At 61.8% G+C, this 17845-nt stretch carries 15 protein-coding genes and 1 riboswitch; of the genes, 6 read left to right on the top strand and 9 right to left on the bottom strand.

Annotated features, from left to right (window positions below):
* Positions 1–81 precede the first annotated feature (81 nt).
* A protein-coding gene (locus tag BFN10_RS27050; protein WP_428842196.1) for an IS3 family transposase occupies positions 82–1217 on the top strand; the annotation gives its coding sequence in 2 pieces (ribosomal slippage) (positions 82–328 and positions 328–1217; 1137 coding nt in all).
* A gap of 107 nt (positions 1218–1324) precedes the next feature.
* Here the strand turns inward: BFN10_RS27050 and thiC are convergent.
* Positions 1325–3214 carry a phosphomethylpyrimidine synthase ThiC gene (gene thiC / locus BFN10_RS27055; protein WP_071492292.1) on the bottom strand — a complete coding sequence of 630 codons (1890 nt, stop codon included), beginning with the start codon at positions 3212–3214 and terminating at the stop codon, positions 1325–1327.
* A 144-nt stretch (positions 3215–3358) separates the two neighbouring features.
* Positions 3359–3464: riboswitch (TPP riboswitch) on the bottom strand.
* A gap of 196 nt (positions 3465–3660) precedes the next feature.
* Here thiC and BFN10_RS27060 point away from each other — a divergent pair.
* Positions 3661–5100 carry a TolC family outer membrane protein gene (locus tag BFN10_RS27060; RefSeq protein ID WP_071492293.1) on the top strand — a complete coding sequence of 480 codons (1440 nt, stop codon included), beginning with the start codon at positions 3661–3663 and terminating at the stop codon, positions 5098–5100.
* Between the two features lie 41 nt (positions 5101–5141).
* Here BFN10_RS27060 and waaA read toward each other — a convergent pair whose 3' ends face one another.
* Both waaA and BFN10_RS27070 read right to left on the bottom strand, forming a co-directional pair.
* Entirely contained in the window at positions 5142–6419 is a 1278-nt protein-coding gene (gene waaA / locus BFN10_RS27065; RefSeq protein WP_071492294.1) for a lipid IV(A) 3-deoxy-D-manno-octulosonic acid transferase, read from the bottom strand.
* 23 nt (positions 6420–6442) lie between these two features.
* Positions 6443–7333, bottom strand: coding sequence for a LysR family transcriptional regulator (locus tag BFN10_RS27070; RefSeq protein WP_071492295.1), 891 nt, complete (start codon positions 7331–7333; stop codon positions 6443–6445).
* 102 nt (positions 7334–7435) lie between these two features.
* On the opposite strand from BFN10_RS27070, the gene BFN10_RS27075 reads away from it, so the two are divergent.
* From BFN10_RS27075 to BFN10_RS27090, 4 genes are read left to right on the top strand one after another with little or no spacing between them, the layout of a single operon-like run.
* Entirely contained in the window at positions 7436–7771 is a 336-nt protein-coding gene (locus BFN10_RS27075; RefSeq protein WP_012721885.1) for a DMT family transporter, read from the top strand.
* A gap of 55 nt (positions 7772–7826) precedes the next feature.
* Positions 7827–9002: an NAD(P)/FAD-dependent oxidoreductase gene (locus BFN10_RS27080; protein WP_071492296.1), complete on the top strand. Its 1176-nt coding sequence runs from the start codon at positions 7827–7829 to the stop codon at positions 9000–9002.
* A complete protein-coding gene (locus tag BFN10_RS27085) occupies positions 8999–9811 on the top strand; it encodes an aldo/keto reductase (protein WP_071492297.1) in 813 nt (270 codons plus the stop codon). The genes BFN10_RS27080 and BFN10_RS27085 overlap by 4 nt, the downstream gene beginning before the upstream one ends.
* Positions 9812–9852: 41 nt before the next feature.
* Positions 9853–10812 (top strand): metal ABC transporter ATPase, encoded by a 960-nt coding sequence (locus BFN10_RS27090; protein WP_071492298.1) that lies wholly within the window; start codon positions 9853–9855, stop codon positions 10810–10812.
* Between the two features lie 29 nt (positions 10813–10841).
* Here the strand turns inward: BFN10_RS27090 and BFN10_RS27095 are convergent, their stop codons facing one another.
* The 6 genes from BFN10_RS27095 to BFN10_RS27120 form a co-directional block, all read right to left on the bottom strand.
* Positions 10842–11768 (bottom strand): NAD-dependent epimerase/dehydratase family protein, encoded by a 927-nt coding sequence (locus BFN10_RS27095; RefSeq protein ID WP_071492299.1) that lies wholly within the window; start codon positions 11766–11768, stop codon positions 10842–10844.
* Positions 11761–13185, bottom strand: a complete 1425-nt coding sequence (gene hldE / locus BFN10_RS27100) for a bifunctional D-glycero-beta-D-manno-heptose-7-phosphate kinase/D-glycero-beta-D-manno-heptose 1-phosphate adenylyltransferase HldE (RefSeq protein ID WP_071492300.1) — start codon at positions 13183–13185, stop codon at positions 11761–11763. Before hldE ends, BFN10_RS27095 begins: the two co-directional genes overlap by 8 nt.
* Positions 13186–13288: 103 nt before the next feature.
* The gene (cysC, locus tag BFN10_RS27105; protein ID WP_071492301.1) at positions 13289–13897 is read right to left on the bottom strand and encodes an adenylyl-sulfate kinase; all 609 of its coding nucleotides are present in this window, start codon (positions 13895–13897) and stop codon (positions 13289–13291) included.
* A complete protein-coding gene (locus BFN10_RS27110; RefSeq protein ID WP_071492302.1) occupies positions 13890–14594 on the bottom strand; it encodes a sulfotransferase family 2 domain-containing protein in 705 nt (234 codons plus the stop codon). Before BFN10_RS27110 ends, cysC begins: the two co-directional genes overlap by 8 nt.
* A gap of 153 nt (positions 14595–14747) precedes the next feature.
* Positions 14748–16556, bottom strand: coding sequence for a lipid A export permease/ATP-binding protein MsbA (gene msbA, locus BFN10_RS27115; RefSeq protein ID WP_071492303.1), 1809 nt, complete (start codon positions 16554–16556; stop codon positions 14748–14750).
* Between the two features lie 9 nt (positions 16557–16565).
* Entirely contained in the window at positions 16566–17744 is a 1179-nt protein-coding gene (locus BFN10_RS27120; protein ID WP_071492304.1) for an O-antigen ligase family protein, read from the bottom strand.
* Positions 17745–17845 lie beyond the last annotated feature (101 nt).

A 17845-nucleotide genomic window follows, 5' to 3' on the forward strand; every position in this document is an offset into this window, starting at 1 on the left:
GGGGGCAAGCTGAACTGGCCTAATGATTTTGGACACTTCAATCGGGCGCTATGATAGCGCCCAAATCTGAGGTGTTTGGATATGCGTAAATCTTATTCGAGTGAGTTCAAGCTCAAGGCTGCCAGCATGGTGCTGGATGAAGGTCAGCCGGTTACCGAGGTCTGTGCCAGCCTGGATATTGGTCCTACTGCTCTGCGCCGTTGGGTCGATCAAGTGCAAAAAGAACGCTTGGGCTCGACTCCGGTGGGAGCCAAGGCAATTACCGCTGATCAACGAGAGATCCAGAGACTCAAAGCCCTGCTCAGGGAGAAAGACCTGGACATTGAAATCTTAAAAAAGGCCAGTGCTCTCCTGCTTTTGGACGCCAAAGATCATTCACGCTGATCGATGAGCTGGACGAGCAGTACGGCGTTAAAAGGTGTTGCCGGGCGTTCGGGGTTAACCGCAGCAGCTTCTATGCCTGGCGCCAGCGCCAGGGCAGAGCAAATCCTGAGCGGGAAAAGCTCAAAGCCGCGCTGGTCAGGCACCACAAGGCGTCGAGAGAGTCGGCGGGCGCACGTACCTTGTCCAAGGAGCTGCAAGCCAAAGGACATCGTGTCGGACGTTACATGGCTCGCAATTTGATGCGCGAGGCTGGCATCGCTAGTCGTCAGCGCAGGCGCCATAAGTACAAGTCGCCGGGCGTGGAGGCCTTGGTGGCGCCGCATGTGCTCAAGCGGAAATTTGATGTGACGGCGGTTAATCAGGTGTGGTGTGGCGACGTAACGTACATCAAGGTCGGCAAGCGTTGGATGTACTTCGCCGCCGTTCTGGATCTGTACGCTCGCAGGATCGTAGGCTGGTCGTTCTCGATGATTTCGGATGCCAACCTGACCTGCGAGGCACTACGCATGGCAGTTGAGCTACGCGGCCATCCCGAGGATGTGTTGTTTCACTCTGACCAAGGTTGCCAGTACACCAGCCATAAATTCCGAAACGCGCTTGTGAAGCATGGGTTTAGGCAAAGTATGAGCCGTAAAGGCGAGTGCTGGGACAACGCCCCGATGGAGCGTTTCTTTGGTAGTTTGAAATCCGAGTGGGTTCCTGAAACGGGCTACAAACTGGAGCATGAGGCCCGGGCAGATGTGCAGCGCTATGTCTCGCGCTACAACATCAGCAGGCCTCACAGCTACAACGACTACCGGTCGCCGGTCGCGAAGGAAAGGTTGGCGGCATGAACCTTAATCGGTGTCCAAGATTACTTGACCAGTTCAAGCCCCCTCCCACAGTTTGAGTCATGTGGGAGGGGGCTTGCCCCCGATAAGGCCGGTACAGACGTCTTGAATCAGACCTTCTTGTAGAGCTGACTGCCTTCCTGCTTGAACCGCTCCGCCTGCTCGGCCAGGCCCTTGGCCACGTCCACGTCCACCGCTTCAATGCGCTGGTTGGCCGCGTACTCACGCACTTCCTGGGTGATCTTCATCGAGCAGAACTTCGGCCCGCACATCGAGCAGAAGTGCGCGACCTTGGCCGAGTCCTTCGGCAGGGTTTCGTCGTGATAGGAACGCGCGGTGTCGGGGTCAAGGCCAAGGTTGAACTGGTCTTCCCAGCGGAACTCGAAACGCGCCTTGCTCAAGGCGTTATCGCGGATCTGCGCGCCCGGATGACCTTTGGCGAGGTCCGCCGCGTGGGCGGCGATCTTGTAGGTGATGATTCCGGTCTTCACGTCATCCTTGTTCGGCAGGCCCAGGTGTTCCTTGGGCGTGACGTAGCAGAGCATGGCGCAACCGAACCAGCCGATCATCGCCGCGCCGATGCCGGAGGTGATGTGGTCGTAGCCTGGCGCGATGTCGGTGGTCAGCGGGCCGAGGGTGTAGAACGGCGCTTCGTCGCAGCACTCGAGCTGCTTGTCCATGTTCTCCTTGATCAACTGCATCGGCACGTGACCAGGGCCTTCGATCATGGTTTGCACGTCGTGCTTCCAGGCGGTCTTGGTCAGTTCGCCCAAGGTTTCCAGCTCACCGAATTGCGCGGCGTCGTTGGCGTCGGCAATCGAACCCGGGCGCAGGCCATCGCCGAGGGAGAAGCTGACGTCGTAGGCCTTCATGATTTCGCAGATTTCGTCGAAATGCGTGTAGGTGAAGTTCTCTTTGTGGTGCGCCAGGCACCACTTGGCCATGATCGAGCCGCCACGGGACACGATGCCGGTGACGCGCTTGGCGGTCAGCGGCACGTAGCGCAGCAACACGCCGGCGTGGATGGTGAAGTAGTCGACGCCCTGCTCGGCCTGTTCGATCAGGGTGTCGCGGAACAGCTCCCAGGTCAGGTCCTCGGCGGCGCCGCCGACTTTTTCAAGGGCCTGGTAGATCGGCACGGTGCCGATCGGCACCGGCGAATTGCGGATGATCCATTCGCGGGTTTCATGAATATGTTTGCCGGTGGACAGGTCCATCACCGTGTCCGAGCCCCAGCGAATGCCCCAGGTCAGTTTGGCCACTTCTTCTTCGATGGACGAACCCAGGGCGCTGTTGCCGATGTTGCCGTTGATCTTCACCAGGAAGTTACGGCCAATGATCATCGGTTCCAGTTCGGTGTGGTTGATGTTGGCCGGGATGATCGCGCGGCCGCGGGCGATTTCTTCGCGCACGAATTCGGGGGTGATGATCTTCGGCACGCTGGCGCCAAAGCTGTGGCCGGCGTGCTGCTGGTCGAGCAGGCCACTGGCGCGGGCTTCTTCGAGCTTCATGTTTTCGCGGATGGCGACGTATTCCATCTCGGCGGTGATGATGCCTTTGCGCGCGTAGTGCATCTGGGTGACATTGGCGCCGGCCTTGGCACGACGCGGGTTCTTCACATGGGCGAAGCGCAACGCGGTCAACTCGGCGTCGCTGAGGCGCTGTTGGCCGAAGTGCGAGCTGAGGCCCGGCAGGCGCTCGGTGTCGCCACGCGCTTCGATCCACGGCGAGCGCACATCGCCCAGGCCTTTGCGCACATCGATGATCACGTTGGGGTCGGTGTAGGGGCCGGAGGTGTCATACACGGTAACCGGCGCGTTGATCTCACCGCCGAAATCGGTGGGGGTGACGTCCAGGCTGATTTGTCGCATCGGTACACGGATGTCCGGGCGAGTGCCTTCTACGTAGATCTTCTGCGAGCGGGTAAAGGGCTGCACGGAGCCGGAGTCGACTTTGGCCGACTCACTCAAATGCACGGTATTTTTTAATTTTGTAGTCATCACGGGCTCCAATATCCAGGCGGTGGATTATTGTCGGAGCGAACCTGTGACGGACGGACGCACTGGAACCAGTGCTGTGCTTGGCGCACGAGGCTGTTCGATTGTCGAACAACATCCCGGACGAAGCACAAGAGGACTCGCCGGGTGACGAGAAATCTTGTTCCCTACGCAGGCGCTAACCTGATCAGGTTCAACGGGATCCGGTATTTACCGATCTCAGCCTTCCAACAAGGCACCCCGACAAGAACGCAGCCAGTCTAGACCATGCCGTGGGCAAATTGCCAATGGCGGTGCATTCAGCGTGATGAATGGCGTGATTGCGGGATTGTTGCGCCGAGTCAGCACCACTACACTCGGTTGCCGCCACAATGCTTGACGCCAGGAATGGCCGGCCTTAGCCTTGGGCGCTAAATTATCACCGTAATATTCAAACTAGGGATCGCCTCATGCTGCGCAAACTTTCACTGGCTTTTGCCGTGTCTTGTGCGACCAACGGAATGGTCTGGGCAGCTGAAGCGCCCTTGTCCGCCAAAACCGACCTGGTCAGCGTCTACCAGGAAGCGGTGGACAACAACGCCGACCTGGCCGCCGCCCGTGCCCAGTACGGCGCGCAAAAGGAAGTGGTGCCCCAGGCCCGCGCCGGCCTGCTGCCGAACCTGACCGGCGGTGCCGATATCAACAACGTGCGCACCCAGATCGACACCCCGGCCGCCACCGCCAACCGCGATGCGCACTCCTGGCGCGCCACCCTGAGCCAGCCGCTGTTCCGTGCCGACCGCTGGTTCCAGCTGCAAGCCGCCGAGGCCACCAATGAGCAGGCGGCATTGCAACTGTCGGCCACCGAACAGAACCTGATCCTGCAAAGCGCCGAAAGCTATTTTGCCGTGCTGCGCGCCCAGGACAACCTGGCCTCGACCAAGGCCGAAGAAAACGCGTTCAAACGCCAGCTGGACCAGTCCAACGAGCGGTTTGACGTGGGCCTGTCGGACAAGACCGACGTGCTGCAATCCCAGGCCAGCTACGACACCGCCCGCGCCAACCGCATCCTGGCCCAGCGCCAGGTCGAGGATGCGTTCGAAGCGCTGATCACCCTGACCAACCGCCAGTACAACTCGATCCAGGGCATCGTCCACACGCTGCCGGTGCTGCCGCCGCTGCCGAACGACGCCAAGGCCTGGGTCGAAACCGCCGGCCGCCAGAACCTGAACCTGCTGGCCAGCAACTACGCGGTCACTGCCGCCGAAGAAACCCTCAAGCAGCGCAAGGCCGGTCACGCGCCAACCCTGGACGCCGTGGCGCAATATGAGAAAGGCGACAATGACGCCCTCGGTTTCAGCAACCCGAACGCTTTCGGCACGCCGTACCGGGGAGATGTGGAACAGCGCACCATTGGCCTGCGCCTGAGCATCCCGATCTACAGCGGCGGGCTGACCAGCTCGCAGGTGCGTGAGTCCTACTCGCGTCTGGGCCAGACCGAGCAGCAGCGCGAAGGCCTGCGCCGCCAGGTGGTGGAAAACACCCGCAACCTGCACCGCGCGGTGAACACCGACGTGGAGCAGGTACAGGCGCGCCGCCAGTCGATCATCTCCAACCAGAGCGCGGTGGAAGCCACGGAAATCGGCTATCAGGTGGGTACGCGCAATATCGTCGACGTGCTCGACTCACAGCGCCAGCTCTACGCGTCGGTGCGCAACTACAACAACAGTCGCTACGACTACATCCTCGACAACCTGCGCCTGAAGCAGGCGGCCGGCACCTTGAACCCGGGAGACCTGCAGGACCTGGCGCGCTACCTCAAGGCTGACTACAACCCGGACCGCGACTTCCTGCCGCCGGACCTGGCCAAGGCTGCCGCCGAGCAGCTCAAGGCCCGCCCCGGCAACTGAATCCACTGCAACCCCCCTCCCACATTGAGTCAGGTGCTGATTCAGTCAGCCAGCAGTCGACCCAGGCCATCCAGTAAACGCGTCAACGCGCCCTGGTTGGCCTGCATCACCCTGAGCCCCGCCTGCGCCATCTTGCGCGCATCCTGCGGCAGTTCGAACAACTGGCGCACGGCTTCGGCCAACCCTTCTGCGTCGTCCACCGCGCGCAACGCCCCGGCTTCACGCATCATCGCGGTGATTTCGAGGAAGTTGAACACATGTGGCCCCATGATCACCGGCAAGGCCAGCGCCGCCGGTTCCAGTGGGTTGTGCCCACCGGTCGCCACCAGGCTGCCGCCTACGAACGCGCTATCGGCCAAGGCGTAGAGAAACAGCAACTCGCCCATGGTGTCGCCGAGCAGTACCGACGTGTTCGCGGTGACGGGTTCGCCACTGGAGCGACGCACCGTGGCAAAACCCTGCTGCTCGCACAGTGCGAACATCGGGCCGAAGCGCTCCTGATGGCGCGGCACCAGAATCAGCAGGGCGTTGGGGTAGCTGTCGAGCAGTCGGCGATGGGCGGCCAGCACCACCTCATCTTCACCTTCATGGGTACTCGCTGCGATCCACACCGGACGCTCGCTGGCACCCCATTGCGCGCGCAACGCGGCGGCGCGCACCGGCAACTGGGGGTCGATGGTCAGGTCGAACTTGATCGAGCCGGTGACTTCGACGGTTTCCGGCCGAGCCCCCAAATCCAGGAAGCGCTGCGCTTCGGCTTGCGTCTGCACAGCGAACAGGCTCATTTCGGCCAACATCGGCGCCGTCAGCCTGGCAAAGCGCCCATAGCCCTTGGCCGAACGCGCCGACAACCGCGCATTGGCCAATGCCACCGGAATCCCGCGCCGGGCGCAGGCGTGGATATGATTGGGCCACAGCTCGGTTTCCATGATCACCGCGAGCTTGGGCTGTACACGATCAAGAAAACGCTTGGCCGCGCACGGCAAGTCATACGGCAAGTAGCAGTGCTGGATTCGCGGTTCATTGGCGAACAACGCCTGGATACGCTCGGAACCGGTCGGCGTCATGCAGGTGACGGTGATCGGCAGCGTCGGATAACGCTCCAGCAACCCGCGCACCATAGGCGCAGCGGCAATGCTTTCGCCCACCGACACGGCGTGCACCCAGATCCCACCCGGCCGCATCACCGGCAAGCCATAGGAGAAGCGCTCGCCGACGCGCTTGGCATAGGCCGGCGCCTTGCGCGCGCGCAGCCACAGACGTAAAGCCACCAAGGGCAGCGCCAGGTAAAACAGACAGCTGTAGAGAGTTCTATTCATGGCGGCGGAGTTTATCGGCTTTTTCAGTCGATCGCCTGCAAGCACTCGGCAAATCGTTTGGCCAGGAAGCGCGCTGCCGGCCCCAGATGTTCGTCGCGCCGCCAGACCAGCTCGACCACCAGGGCCGGCGGCGTCCATTCGCTGTCCAGTTCGACCATCTGTTGCTGGTAGGTCGGGTATTGCACGATATGCCGCGGCAACCAGGCCCAGCCCAGGCCACTCATCAGCCATTCGGCCAGCACGTAGAAACTGTCGGCGCGCCACACCAGCGGGCTGGCGGCCTCGCTGCCGGGGTAGACACTGGTCTGGGTCGACATCAGCAACTGGCGGAACTGCGCCAGGTGCTGGCACGTTACATAGGTTTGCTTGGCCAGCGGGTGATTCACACCGCACACCGTGACCATCTCCACGCTGCCGACCACGCGCCGCTCCAGGGCTTCAGGGATCTGGTCGTGATAGAACAGCAGGCCCAGGTCAGCCTTGCGCTCCACCAGCTTGCGCGCCACATCACCCTGGGCCGCGCTGGACAACTGTACCTCCAACAACGGGTACTGCCCGGCCAGTGCCTCAAGACTATCGAGCACTGGCTGGAACAGCATGGCTTCATCCTGGGCCAGGCGCAGGCAGGCCTCTTCACCACGGGTCAATGACAGTGCCCGGCCATTGAGTCGCTCGCACTGGCGCAGCACTTCGCGCGCTTCTTCCAGCAACACACTGCCGGCTTCGGTCAGCCGGGGCTGGCGGCCGCTGCTACGCTCGAACAGGCTGACGCCCAGGTCCGCCTCCAGCATGGCAATCCCATTGCTGACCGCCGATTGAGCCTTGCGCTGCTGGCGCGCCACCGCCGAAAACGAACGCTGCTCGGCGACGCTGACAAACAAACGCATCCGTTCCAGATCCCACTGTACGCTCATGCCTCAACCCATCTCTGATTCGGATAGGTAATGACTTTACCCCATCTGACATAACTCTAAAATGCCAGCCTTAACTGACCGCTTTATCCGAGGACTGCCCCCATGAACGCCGCCTACTGCTATCTGGCTATCGCCATCTGCTCGGAAGTGATCGCCACCGTTTCCATGAAAGCCATCAAGGGCTGGAGCACGCCTATCCCACTGCTGCTGGTGATCGTCGGCTACGGCGTGGCGTTCTGGATGCTGACGCTGGTGGTGCGCACCGTGCCGGTGGGCGTGGCCTACGCGGTGTGGGCTGGAATGGGGATTGTGATGGTCAGCATCGCGGCGTTGTTCATCTACGGGCAGAAGCTGGATATCCCGGCGATGCTGGGGATGGGCCTGATTGTGCTGGGCGTGGTGGTGATCCAGCTGTTCTCGAAAACCGCCGGGCACTGACCACTCCTCAACAGCCTGTATACTGCGCCTCTTGTCTTGAACACTGAGGTCGCCCATGCCATCCGTTATTTCCACCGACGTTCTGATTGTCGGCGCCGGGGTTGCCGGCCTCTGGCTGAATGCGCGCCTGCGCCGCCAGGGGTTTTCCACGGTGGTGGTGGAAAACGCCACCTTGGGTGGCGGGCAGAGCGTGAAGTCCCAGGGGATCATTCACGGTGGTGCGAAGTACGCCCTGCACGGCGCGATCACCGGCGCGTCCGAAGCCATTGCCGACATGCCGCGTCGCTGGCGCGAAGCACTGGCGGGTAGCGGTGAGCTGGACCTGCGCGGCGTACGCTTGTTGTCCGAGGCGCATTACCTGTGGTCCCCCGGCACACTCGCCGGCAACCTCACCAGTTTTTTCGCCAGCAAGGCCGTGCGTGGCCGTGTTGATCAGGTCAAGGGCGACGATTTACCCCCAGCGCTGCAAGACCGCCGCTTCAAGGGCAAGGTCTACCGCCTTGCCGAGTTGGTCATCGATGTACCAAGTCTGATCGAACGCCTGGCCCAACTGGCCGGCGATGGTTTGCTCGCCGGCCAGCACATCGAACCGTTGTTGGAAGGCGACACACTGGTGGGCTTGAAGGTGGACAGTCGCGAGATCCGCGCCCAGCGCATCGTGTTGAGTGCCGGCGCAGGTACGGCGGATCTGCTGACCGCGCTGGGCATCAGCCAGCCGGCCATGCAAAAACGCCCATTGCATATGATCATCGCCAAAGGGCCCGGCCTGAAGCCACTGTATGCCCACTGCCTGGGCGGCGGCACCAAACCGCGCATTACCGTTACCACTCACCCGGCGGCCGATGGCAACTGGGTGTGGTACATGGGCGGCGATATTGCCGAAGCCGATGGTGTGGCGCGCACCCCGCAGGAACAGATTGCTACGGCGCAAAAAGAGCTGGCGCAGTTGCTGCCCTGGATCGACATGAGCCAGACCCAATGGGCGACCCTGCGCGTCGACCGCGCGGAGCCCCTGCAATCGGGCCTGACCCGGCCCGACAACGCCTTCATCGCCGAACAAGGCCGTCTGCTGGTGGGCTGGCCGACCAAATTGGCCCTGGCGCCGGACTTCGCCGATCGGGTGATCAACAGCCTGGAGCGTGACGGCATCCGCCCAAGTGTCGGCGAGCCGCTGCCCGACCTGCCACGACCCGCCATCGGCGTGCCTGCCTGGGAGCAACTGTTGCCATGAGCCTGCCCACCCTGCACGACCTGCACCGCCCCCTGGGCAGCACTGGCCTGTTGGTGTCCCCCCTGGGCCTGGGCACCGTCAAGCTGGGCCGCGACCAAGGGGTGAAATACCCCAGCGGCTTCCAGATCCCCGGCGACGACGAGGCCCGCATGCTGTTGCGCCAGGCCCGTGAACTGGGCATCAACCTGATCGACACCGCGCCGGCCTATGGCATGAGCGAAGAACGTCTGGGGCCGCTGCTGCGGGGCCAGCGCAAAGACTGGGTGATCGTCAGCAAAGTCGGCGAAGAATTCGAGAATGGCGCGTCCAGCCACGACTTCAGCGCGGCCCACACCCGGATGTCGATCGAGCGCAGCTTGAAACGACTTGAAACCGATTTTATCGACCTGGTGCTGGTGCACTCCGACGGTAACGACCTGCATATCCTCAATGACTGCGAGGTCTACCAGACCCTGGCGGCGCTGAAACAGGAAGGCAAGATCCGTGGTTTCGGCTTTTCCGGCAAGACCGTCGAGGGCGGCGTAAAGGCTCTGGAACAGGGCGATTGCGCGATGGTCACCTACAATCTGAACGAACAGGCCGAGAAAGCCGTCATTGAATATGCGGCGGCCCACGGCAAGGGCATCCTGGTGAAAAAGGCCTTGGCCAGCGGCCACGTCTGCCTGGAGCCTGGAATGGATCCAATTCGCGCCAGTTTCATGTTGTTGTTTGCGCAAACAGGCGTTGCCAGTGCTATTGTCGGGACCATTAATCCGCTGCACCTGGCCCATAACGTGGCGACCGCTGCCCAGGTCATTCGTCAACTCTGATGCCGCCGACGCGGCCGACCCCGTCGCAAGAAGGAGCCGACATGCCGCGAACGCTCATAAGAAAAAACCCCAGCAACTTCAAGACACTGCCGCTGCACGTCGAAGCCACCCCCGAAGGCCTGAGCTACCAGAGCGTCGGCATGCCGCTCAACTTTGCCCAGACCCTGCAACGGCGCAAGCCGGTGGAGGTGGCAGACCCCGAGCGTTTCGCCCTGGAACTGGCCAACCTCGGCGTGTCGGTGCGCCTGACCCTGCATTGGCAAAACAAGGATTACTGGGTGCTGGTGCGCCAGCGCCGCCAGGACCGTGGCGACGTGGTACTCAAGCTGATCTCCGGCTACGTGCCCGCCCATGAGCTGAACCTGCCGCTGCACACCGCCATCCAGGAAATTGCCGAAGAATGCCTGCTGGAGACGCCGGAAGGCTGGCTCGGCGGGCGCTTCAACGACACATGGCTGCCGGCGCCCTACTCCGCCGCCCTGCATTACCGCGAAGCGCTGCCCTTTCGCCTCAGCCCGCTGTCCGGCGCGGCTCGCCCGGTGCGCTGCGCCACCACCCAGTTGATCGAACGCCCGCGCGCCTACGTGCACCTGCCCACGGCATCGCTGCAATTGATCTACGACCTGCGCCTGGAAGTGCCCAAGGAAGCCAAATCCCTGAGCCTGTTCCATGTGGACGAGCGCCTCGAAGGCGACCAACTGGTCGCCCGCCTCGACCGTCAACGCCCGGACCTGTACCTGATGCCATTGAAAGACGGCCAGCCCCAGGCTGAGTTGTACACCGTCAAGAAAGACCAGTTGTACCCGGCGAGCACGCGAGGCTTGTACCTGGCGGAGAGCTTCGCCCAGCAGGAAGGCTGGCTGGTTCGTGAGGAGCGGATTCGCTGGAAGGATTGGCTACGCCAGCAAGGTCTGGCGGAGCCTGAGAAAGAGTCGAAATTGAAACGCCTGGCCCAGCGGGTGCTGCGCAAGATCGTGCCGAAGAAAAAAACCAAGGCCTGACGCAAGCCAGCTCCCACAGTCGATGGCGTTCAGCCTTTGAGCAAGCGCTCCAGGCCCACCTTCAACGGCGTGGGCTCAGGCAGTGTGAAGCTCGCCAGCAACCGCTGGTTGTTCGCCCGCGAATGCCGGATATCGCCGGAGCGTGCCGGCCCGTAAGTCACCGCCGGCAGCTTGCCGACGATGTCTTCCAAGGCCCGCAGCACATCCTTGAGCGTGGTGGTGCGGTTCCAGCCGACATTGATTGCGCCCAGCGGAGCTTCAGGCGCTTCAATAGCCTGCACCAGCAAATCCACCAGGTCCCCCACGTACATGAAGTCGCGGGTTTGCTCGCCATCGCCAAACACGGCAATCGGCACGCCCTGTTGCACGCGCTCGCTGAAGATACTGATCACGCCGGAATACGGCGATGACGGGTCCTGCCGTGGCCCGAAGATATTGAAGAAACGGAAGATCACCGGCTCCAGGCCATGCTGGCGACGGTAGAAGTCGAAGTAGTGCTCGCCGGCCAACTTGTCGGACGCATAGGGCGTGAGCGGCGCCTTGGTGGTCTCTTCGTCGATCGAAGCCCCTTCGCCATTGTTGCCATATACCGCGGCGCTGGAGGCATACACCACACGCTTGACGCCGGCCTTGCGCATGGCTTCGCACACATTCAGGGTGCCGACGAAATTGCTCTGGTGCGTGCTGACCGGGTCATCCACCGAGGCCTGCACCGAAGCCACCGCTGCCAGATGCACCACCGCCGCTGCGCCGACAGCGGCACGGGCGACCCACTCGGCATCGGCCACATCACCTTCCAGCAGTTCGACGCGCGGATTGTCCAACGGCAAGTTACTGCGCTTGCCGGTGGAAAGGTTATCCAGCACCCGCACGCCGTAGCCTTTGGCGAGCAGCGCATCGACCAGGTGCGAACCGATAAACCCCGCGCCGCCGGTGACAAGAACCTGCTTACTCATTGTTGCGGATCTTCTCGACGATGGCGGTGGTCGAGCTGTTCTCGACCAGACCCAGCACCTTCACCTTGCCACCATAGGCGCTGACGATGTCCGCCCCCACGACCTGGTCGACAGAGTAGTCGCCGCCCTTGACCAGCACGTCCGGCTTGACCTGGGCCAACAGGTTTTCCGGGGTCGCTTCAGGGAAGCTGATCACCCAGTCCACCGCGCCCAGCCCCGCCAGCACCGCCATGCGCCGGTCGACACTGTTGATCGGACGGCCAGGGCCTTTCAGGCGGCTGACCGACGCATCGTCATTGACCGCGACAATCAGTCGATCCCCCTGGGCACGCGCCTGTTCCAGGTAGGTCACATGGCCGGCGTGCAGGATGTCGAAACAACCGTTGGTGAACACAATGCTTTCGTTGTGGGCGCGGGCATCGTCAATCGCCAGCAGCAATTGCTCGATGGTCAGCACGCCCCGCTCCGAGCCTTCGGAGCGCTGGATTGCACGGCGCAATTCAGGCGCGCTGATGGCAGCAGTACCCAACTTGCCCACTACGATGCCCGCCGCCAGGTTGGCCAGGGCCACGGCGTGGGGCAGTTCTTCACCGGCGGCAATCGAGGCCGCCAGGGTAGAAATCACGGTGTCGCCGGCGCCGGTGACGTCGAATACTTCACGGGCACGTGCCGGCAAGTGCATTGCCGGGTGGCCGGGGCGCAGCAGGGTCATGCCGTGCTCGCCGCGGGTCACCAGCAAGGCGCCGAGGTCGAGGTCGGCCATCAGCGTCGCGCCCTTGGTCACCAGATCGTGCTCATCGGCGCAACCGCCGACGATGGCTTCGAATTCGCTGAGATTCGGCGTAATCAGGCTGGCTCCGCGATAAATCGAAAAGTCCTTGCCCTTGGGATCGGCCAATACCGGAATCTCCCGGGCCTTGGCGGCCTGGATCAGTTCCTGGTGGTTTTTCAAGGCGCCTTTGCCGTAGTCGGACAACACCAGCACCTTGATGCCTTCCAGCAACTGATCGACCTGACCACTCAAGGCCAGGGCGTCGGTGGCGAAGGGTTCTTCAAAATCGATACGCAGCAATTGCTGGTGACGGCTCATCACCCGCAGCTTGACGATGGTCGGCTGGTGGGCAATGCGCTGGAACAACGCCCGCACGCCGGCACCGCGCAGGCTGTTGGCCAGGCTGTCGGCGGCTTCGTCGTCGCCGGTGACGCCGACCAGCGAGGCCGGGGCGCCGAGCGCGGCAATATTGAGGGCAACGTTGGCAGCGCCACCTGGACGGTCTTCGATTTGCTCGACCTTGACGACCGGCACCGGCGCCTCAGGGGAAATCCGTGAGGTACCACCATGCCAGTAACGGTCGAGCATGACATCGCCGACCACCAAGACAGGGGCTTGATCGAATCGCGGCATGGACAACTTCATGGAGCAACCCACATACAAAATGAACAGGGGCGCGATATTAGCACAGGGCGAGCGTCGCCTAGTTCGAGAGCTTTGTCCGGGATGCATCACGGGCGAATTCTGATCACTTTTTAAACAGGGCCGCCAAAATATGGTCCACGGCGTCGGCCAACTCGACGTCATCCGTATTGATTTCGCAGTCCGCCTTGATCGGGGCCTCATAGGGGCTGTCCAGGCCGGTGAAGGCCTTGATGCGCCCTTCCAGGGCGGCGCGATACAAGCCTTTGGGGTCACGTCGAGCGCACACATCGAACGGTGTACTGATATAGACCTCAAAGAACTGCTCCGCCCCGAACAGCGCTTTGGCGGTCGCCCGGTCGGCGCTGAACGGAGATATCGCCGAGACAATCACGATCAGTCCCGCATCCACCATCAGCCGCGCCACTTCGCCGATACGCCGGATATTTTCCTTGCGCGCCGCATCGCTCATGCCCAAGTCATTGCACAGGCCGGTGCGCAAGTTATCGCCATCGAGCACAAAAGTGTGCCGCCCTTGCTCGCTGAGCCGCACTTCCAGGGCATTGGCCAGGGTCGACTTGCCCGACCCGGACAACCCCGTCAACCACACACAGCAAGGCTGCTGATGCTTGAGTGCAGCCCGTGCCGCCACCGACAACGACATCGCAAAGGGGCGGATAGAAACAGAACTGCCGACGAGCGACTGACTATTCATAACCCAGGACCTCATAGTCACGTTGATAGGCACGCCGAACCAGCCGACGAGTACGCAAGGAGCAGAAATCCCTGACCGGCCCATTGCGCCGTCCCAGTGAAACATTCAGATGTGGCAGGGATGTGGTCACGCCGAGGCGCTCGCACAGGTGCTGGAAGTCTTGCTCCAAGGACTCCTGACGCCCCAGGAAATCCATGGCCATGCGCCCTATCTCGTCCACCAGAAAATCGATCTGGGGCGCAAAGTGCAGCTGGCGACGCAGGTTGTCGGGGTGCAGCCAACCGGCCACGAATTGATCAAAATCGCGATAGCTTGAAACCAGCGCCTGGGCGTGCAGGTCACGACTCCCCATATGATTGCCGCGCAAGTAGGTATAGGCCGAGTAGGCGCGCTCCAGCGGGTCACGCACGAAGGCAAACTTGAAGCTGCGCTCGCAGTGCTCGGGAAATTGCTGCTGGTACCAGTAATACGGCAGGTGCCCCGGCCAGCGCCCATCGAGCAATGCCGAGCAGACACTGCTGCCGGCGCACTTGGGCACGTGGATGAATACACATTGGTGTCGTTCGAAGGCCGGGTTGAGAGTGGTCACTCCAGACAGGGATTTATTCACCGCCTGGCGATCCACCACCGACAACCGCCCCAGCAAGAACACCCTTTGGGGCTTGGGAAGCAATTTCCAGAACAGACGCTGCAACATTCCATTACCCACGCAAGAAGGTTAGCCCTCTCGTTCGTCATTCGAATCGAGAAGGCCAACATAACAAACGGCAGGTCGCGAATTATTTGGCTTTGGTCAAGCTGGGTAAGGATCTTGATACAAATACCGGGGCGCCTTGCGCGCCCCGGTCTATCAGGTGATGTTAGCCGTTGCCGGCTCATCCAGGCCCATGGCGTGCAGGCGCGAGTAGTAGCCGCCCATGGCCAGCAGTTCCACATGTGTACCACGCTCGACAATTTCGCCGTGGTCCATCACCAGAATCATGTCGGCTTTCTCGATGGTGGACAGCCGGTGCGCGATCACCAGGGTGGTGCGGCCTTTCATGACCTTGTCCAGCGCGGCCTGAATGTGACGCTCGGACTCGGTGTCGAGTGCCGACGTCGCCTCATCCAGAATCAGCAGCGGGGCATTTTTCAGCAATGCACGGGCGATGGCCAAGCGCTGCCGCTGGCCACCGGAAAGCAGCACGCCGTTCTCACCGACTTCGGTGTCCAGGCCTTTGGGCAGCTGGGCGATGAAGTCCATGGCATAGGCATCGGCGGCGGCTTTTTCGATGTCCTCACGCGGCGCATCCGCCAGGTCGCCGTAGGCGATGTTGTTGGCCACGGTGTCATTGAACAGCGTGACGTGCTGGGTCACCTGGGCCACATGGCGGCGCAGGTTACGCAGGCGGTAGTCTTCGATCTCCACCTCATCCAGCAGGATTTCCCCGGTTTCGTGGTGGTAGAAGCGCGGAATCAAGCTGGCCAGCGTGGACTTGCCACTGCCCGAACGCCCGACCAGGGCGATCATCTGCCCAGGTTCTGCGGTGAAGTTGATGTTCTTCAGCACCTCACGCTCGGCACCTGGATAGGTGAAGCTCAGGTTGCGCACGTCGAGACGGCCGCTGACGCGATCACGCTCCACGGTGCCGCTGTCGACTTCCGGTTCTTCATCCAACTGCTCGAAGATGCTTTCGGCACCGGCCACGCCCTTCTGGATCGTCGAGCTGACTTCCGACAGCTGCCGGATCGGCTTGGGCAGCAGGCCCGCAGCGGTGATGTAGGCCACCAGGTCACCTGCCGTGGCGTCCCCGCGCAGCAGCAGCACCAGGAACATCAACGTCGCCATGGCGGTATAGATCACCAACTGCAGCATTGGCGTATAGACCGCGCCGGTCTTGTTCATACGCAGTTGCTTGTCGGTGTTGCCCTGGCTGGCTGCGGCAAAGCGATGCTGTTCATAGCTTTCGCCACCGAAGCTGCGCACCACGCGATAACCCTGGATGGTCTCCGAGGCCACGTGAGTGACGTCCCCCATCGCCACCTGGATCTTCTTGCTCTGCTTGCGGAATTTCTTGCTGGTGCTGCCGACCATCACGGCGATCAGCGGCAGGATCGCCAGCATCACCAAGGTCAGCTTCCAGTTCATCCACAGCAGGTAGCCGAACAGGAACACCACCGTCAGCCCTTCGCGGATGACGACCTTGATCGCATCCGTGGCGGCGCCGGTGACCATGGTCACGTTGAAGGTGATGCGGGAAATCAGGTGCCCGGAGTTATGCGTGTCGAAATAACGGTTGGGCAGCACCAGCAACTTATTGAACAGCTGGACCCGCAAGTCATGCACCAGACCCAGGGAGACCTTGGCCAGGTAGTAGTTGCCCAGGAACGAGCCGAGGCCCTGCCACGCAGCGATCAGGATGATCAGCAGCGGCACGGCCATCAGCAACTTCAGGTCCTTGAAGAACGGGACCTTGGGCATGAACACCACGTCCGGGTTGCTCAAGCCATCCACGAAATACTTGAGGATCCCGGCGAGCATCGGCTGGGTGGAAGCAAAGATCACGAAGCCCACGATACTCAGCAGGAACATGCCGATGTACGGTTTCACATAGCCCAGCAGCCGGAGATAGATCTTCAGGCTGGATTCCTGGTCCGCTTTGGGCGGTGCGTCACTCATGTGTCGAGCTCACTGATTGGGTAGGACGCGAACTTTATCACATGCGTCGGGGTTGGCCCGAGCCCAGACCAGGACACTGGCCAGCGCAATCGGCAGCCACGAGATAAACCACTCCGCCCGTGGCGTGCCCGTGAGGCTCGCCGCATCGAACTGCATGGCCAGGAACGAAAACACCCACATGCCGATGATGCCCTTGCCGTAGAGCGTGTCGCGGGCTTTCCAGGCTTGCCACAGCACGCCGAACCACAGCCCGCACCAGAGCAGCAGGCCAGGCAGGCCCAGTTCGATGGCGACATGGGAAAACAGGTTATGGGCGTGGTCGAAATAAATGCCGTCAGCCAACACTTTGTAATCGCCCCCCAACCCAAGGCCGGCCCACGGATGCTCAGCGATCATCTGCATGGAGGACATGAAGATCTGGGGCCGATAAGAGACACCGCGAGCCAGCATCAACGATTGCATCGCGAAGAACACCGCCAGTGCCGCAACCACCGCCCCAATGGCGATCACTGCGGTACGTCGGTCACGGCACCACGCCGGCATCGCCACTACCGTCAACAGCAACGCCAGTGCAGCACCACGGCTTTGGCTCAGTACCACGAACAGCCCGAGAAGCCCGATGGACAGCACCCACGCCACTTGCATCCAACGACCACGCGGCAGCCAGTGCAGCAGCCAGACCGCCGCCAGGCCAATCACGTAGGCCCCCAGGATCGGGTGGGACAGCTGCCCCAGCCCTTCAAGGCGGGCGAACCAGGCATTATGCTCAACCCCATAAAACTTGATGATCGCCACCAGCGAAGAAAGGGCCAGACCGAAACCGCCCCACTGCATCACACGAATGACACGCTCGGTCTGCCCACAGGCGAACACCGGGAAAAACAGCAGGAACACGCCGATATACAGCAGGCGCTTGGCCTCACGCGAAGGATCTTCAGCGTTGGTCCACAACAAACTGACCGAGCCCCAGACCGCCAGCGCCGCAATCATCAGGCATATCCAGCGTTGCTCACGCCAGACTTCCATGAGCCGCTCACGCGCCGACCAGGCAAACACCATGGCCGGCAACCACAGAAACAGGGTCAAGCCTTGTTGATAAATTTTATTGGTAGGCGCAAAGGCAATTGCCAGCAAAAACCACAGCAATCCGAAAATCATCCATACCTGCGCCCAACGACTTGCTTGCATCACTCGCTCCTGAATACGTTCAACCTGCCAACCCGGCATGGTTAAAACCCAAAACTTTCGGCATTATTGCCGATCACTGTGCCCGCGACTCCCACAAGGCT

Source organism: Pseudomonas extremorientalis (assembly GCF_001870465.1).
Taxonomy (GTDB): domain Bacteria; phylum Pseudomonadota; class Gammaproteobacteria; order Pseudomonadales; family Pseudomonadaceae; genus Aquipseudomonas; species Aquipseudomonas extremorientalis.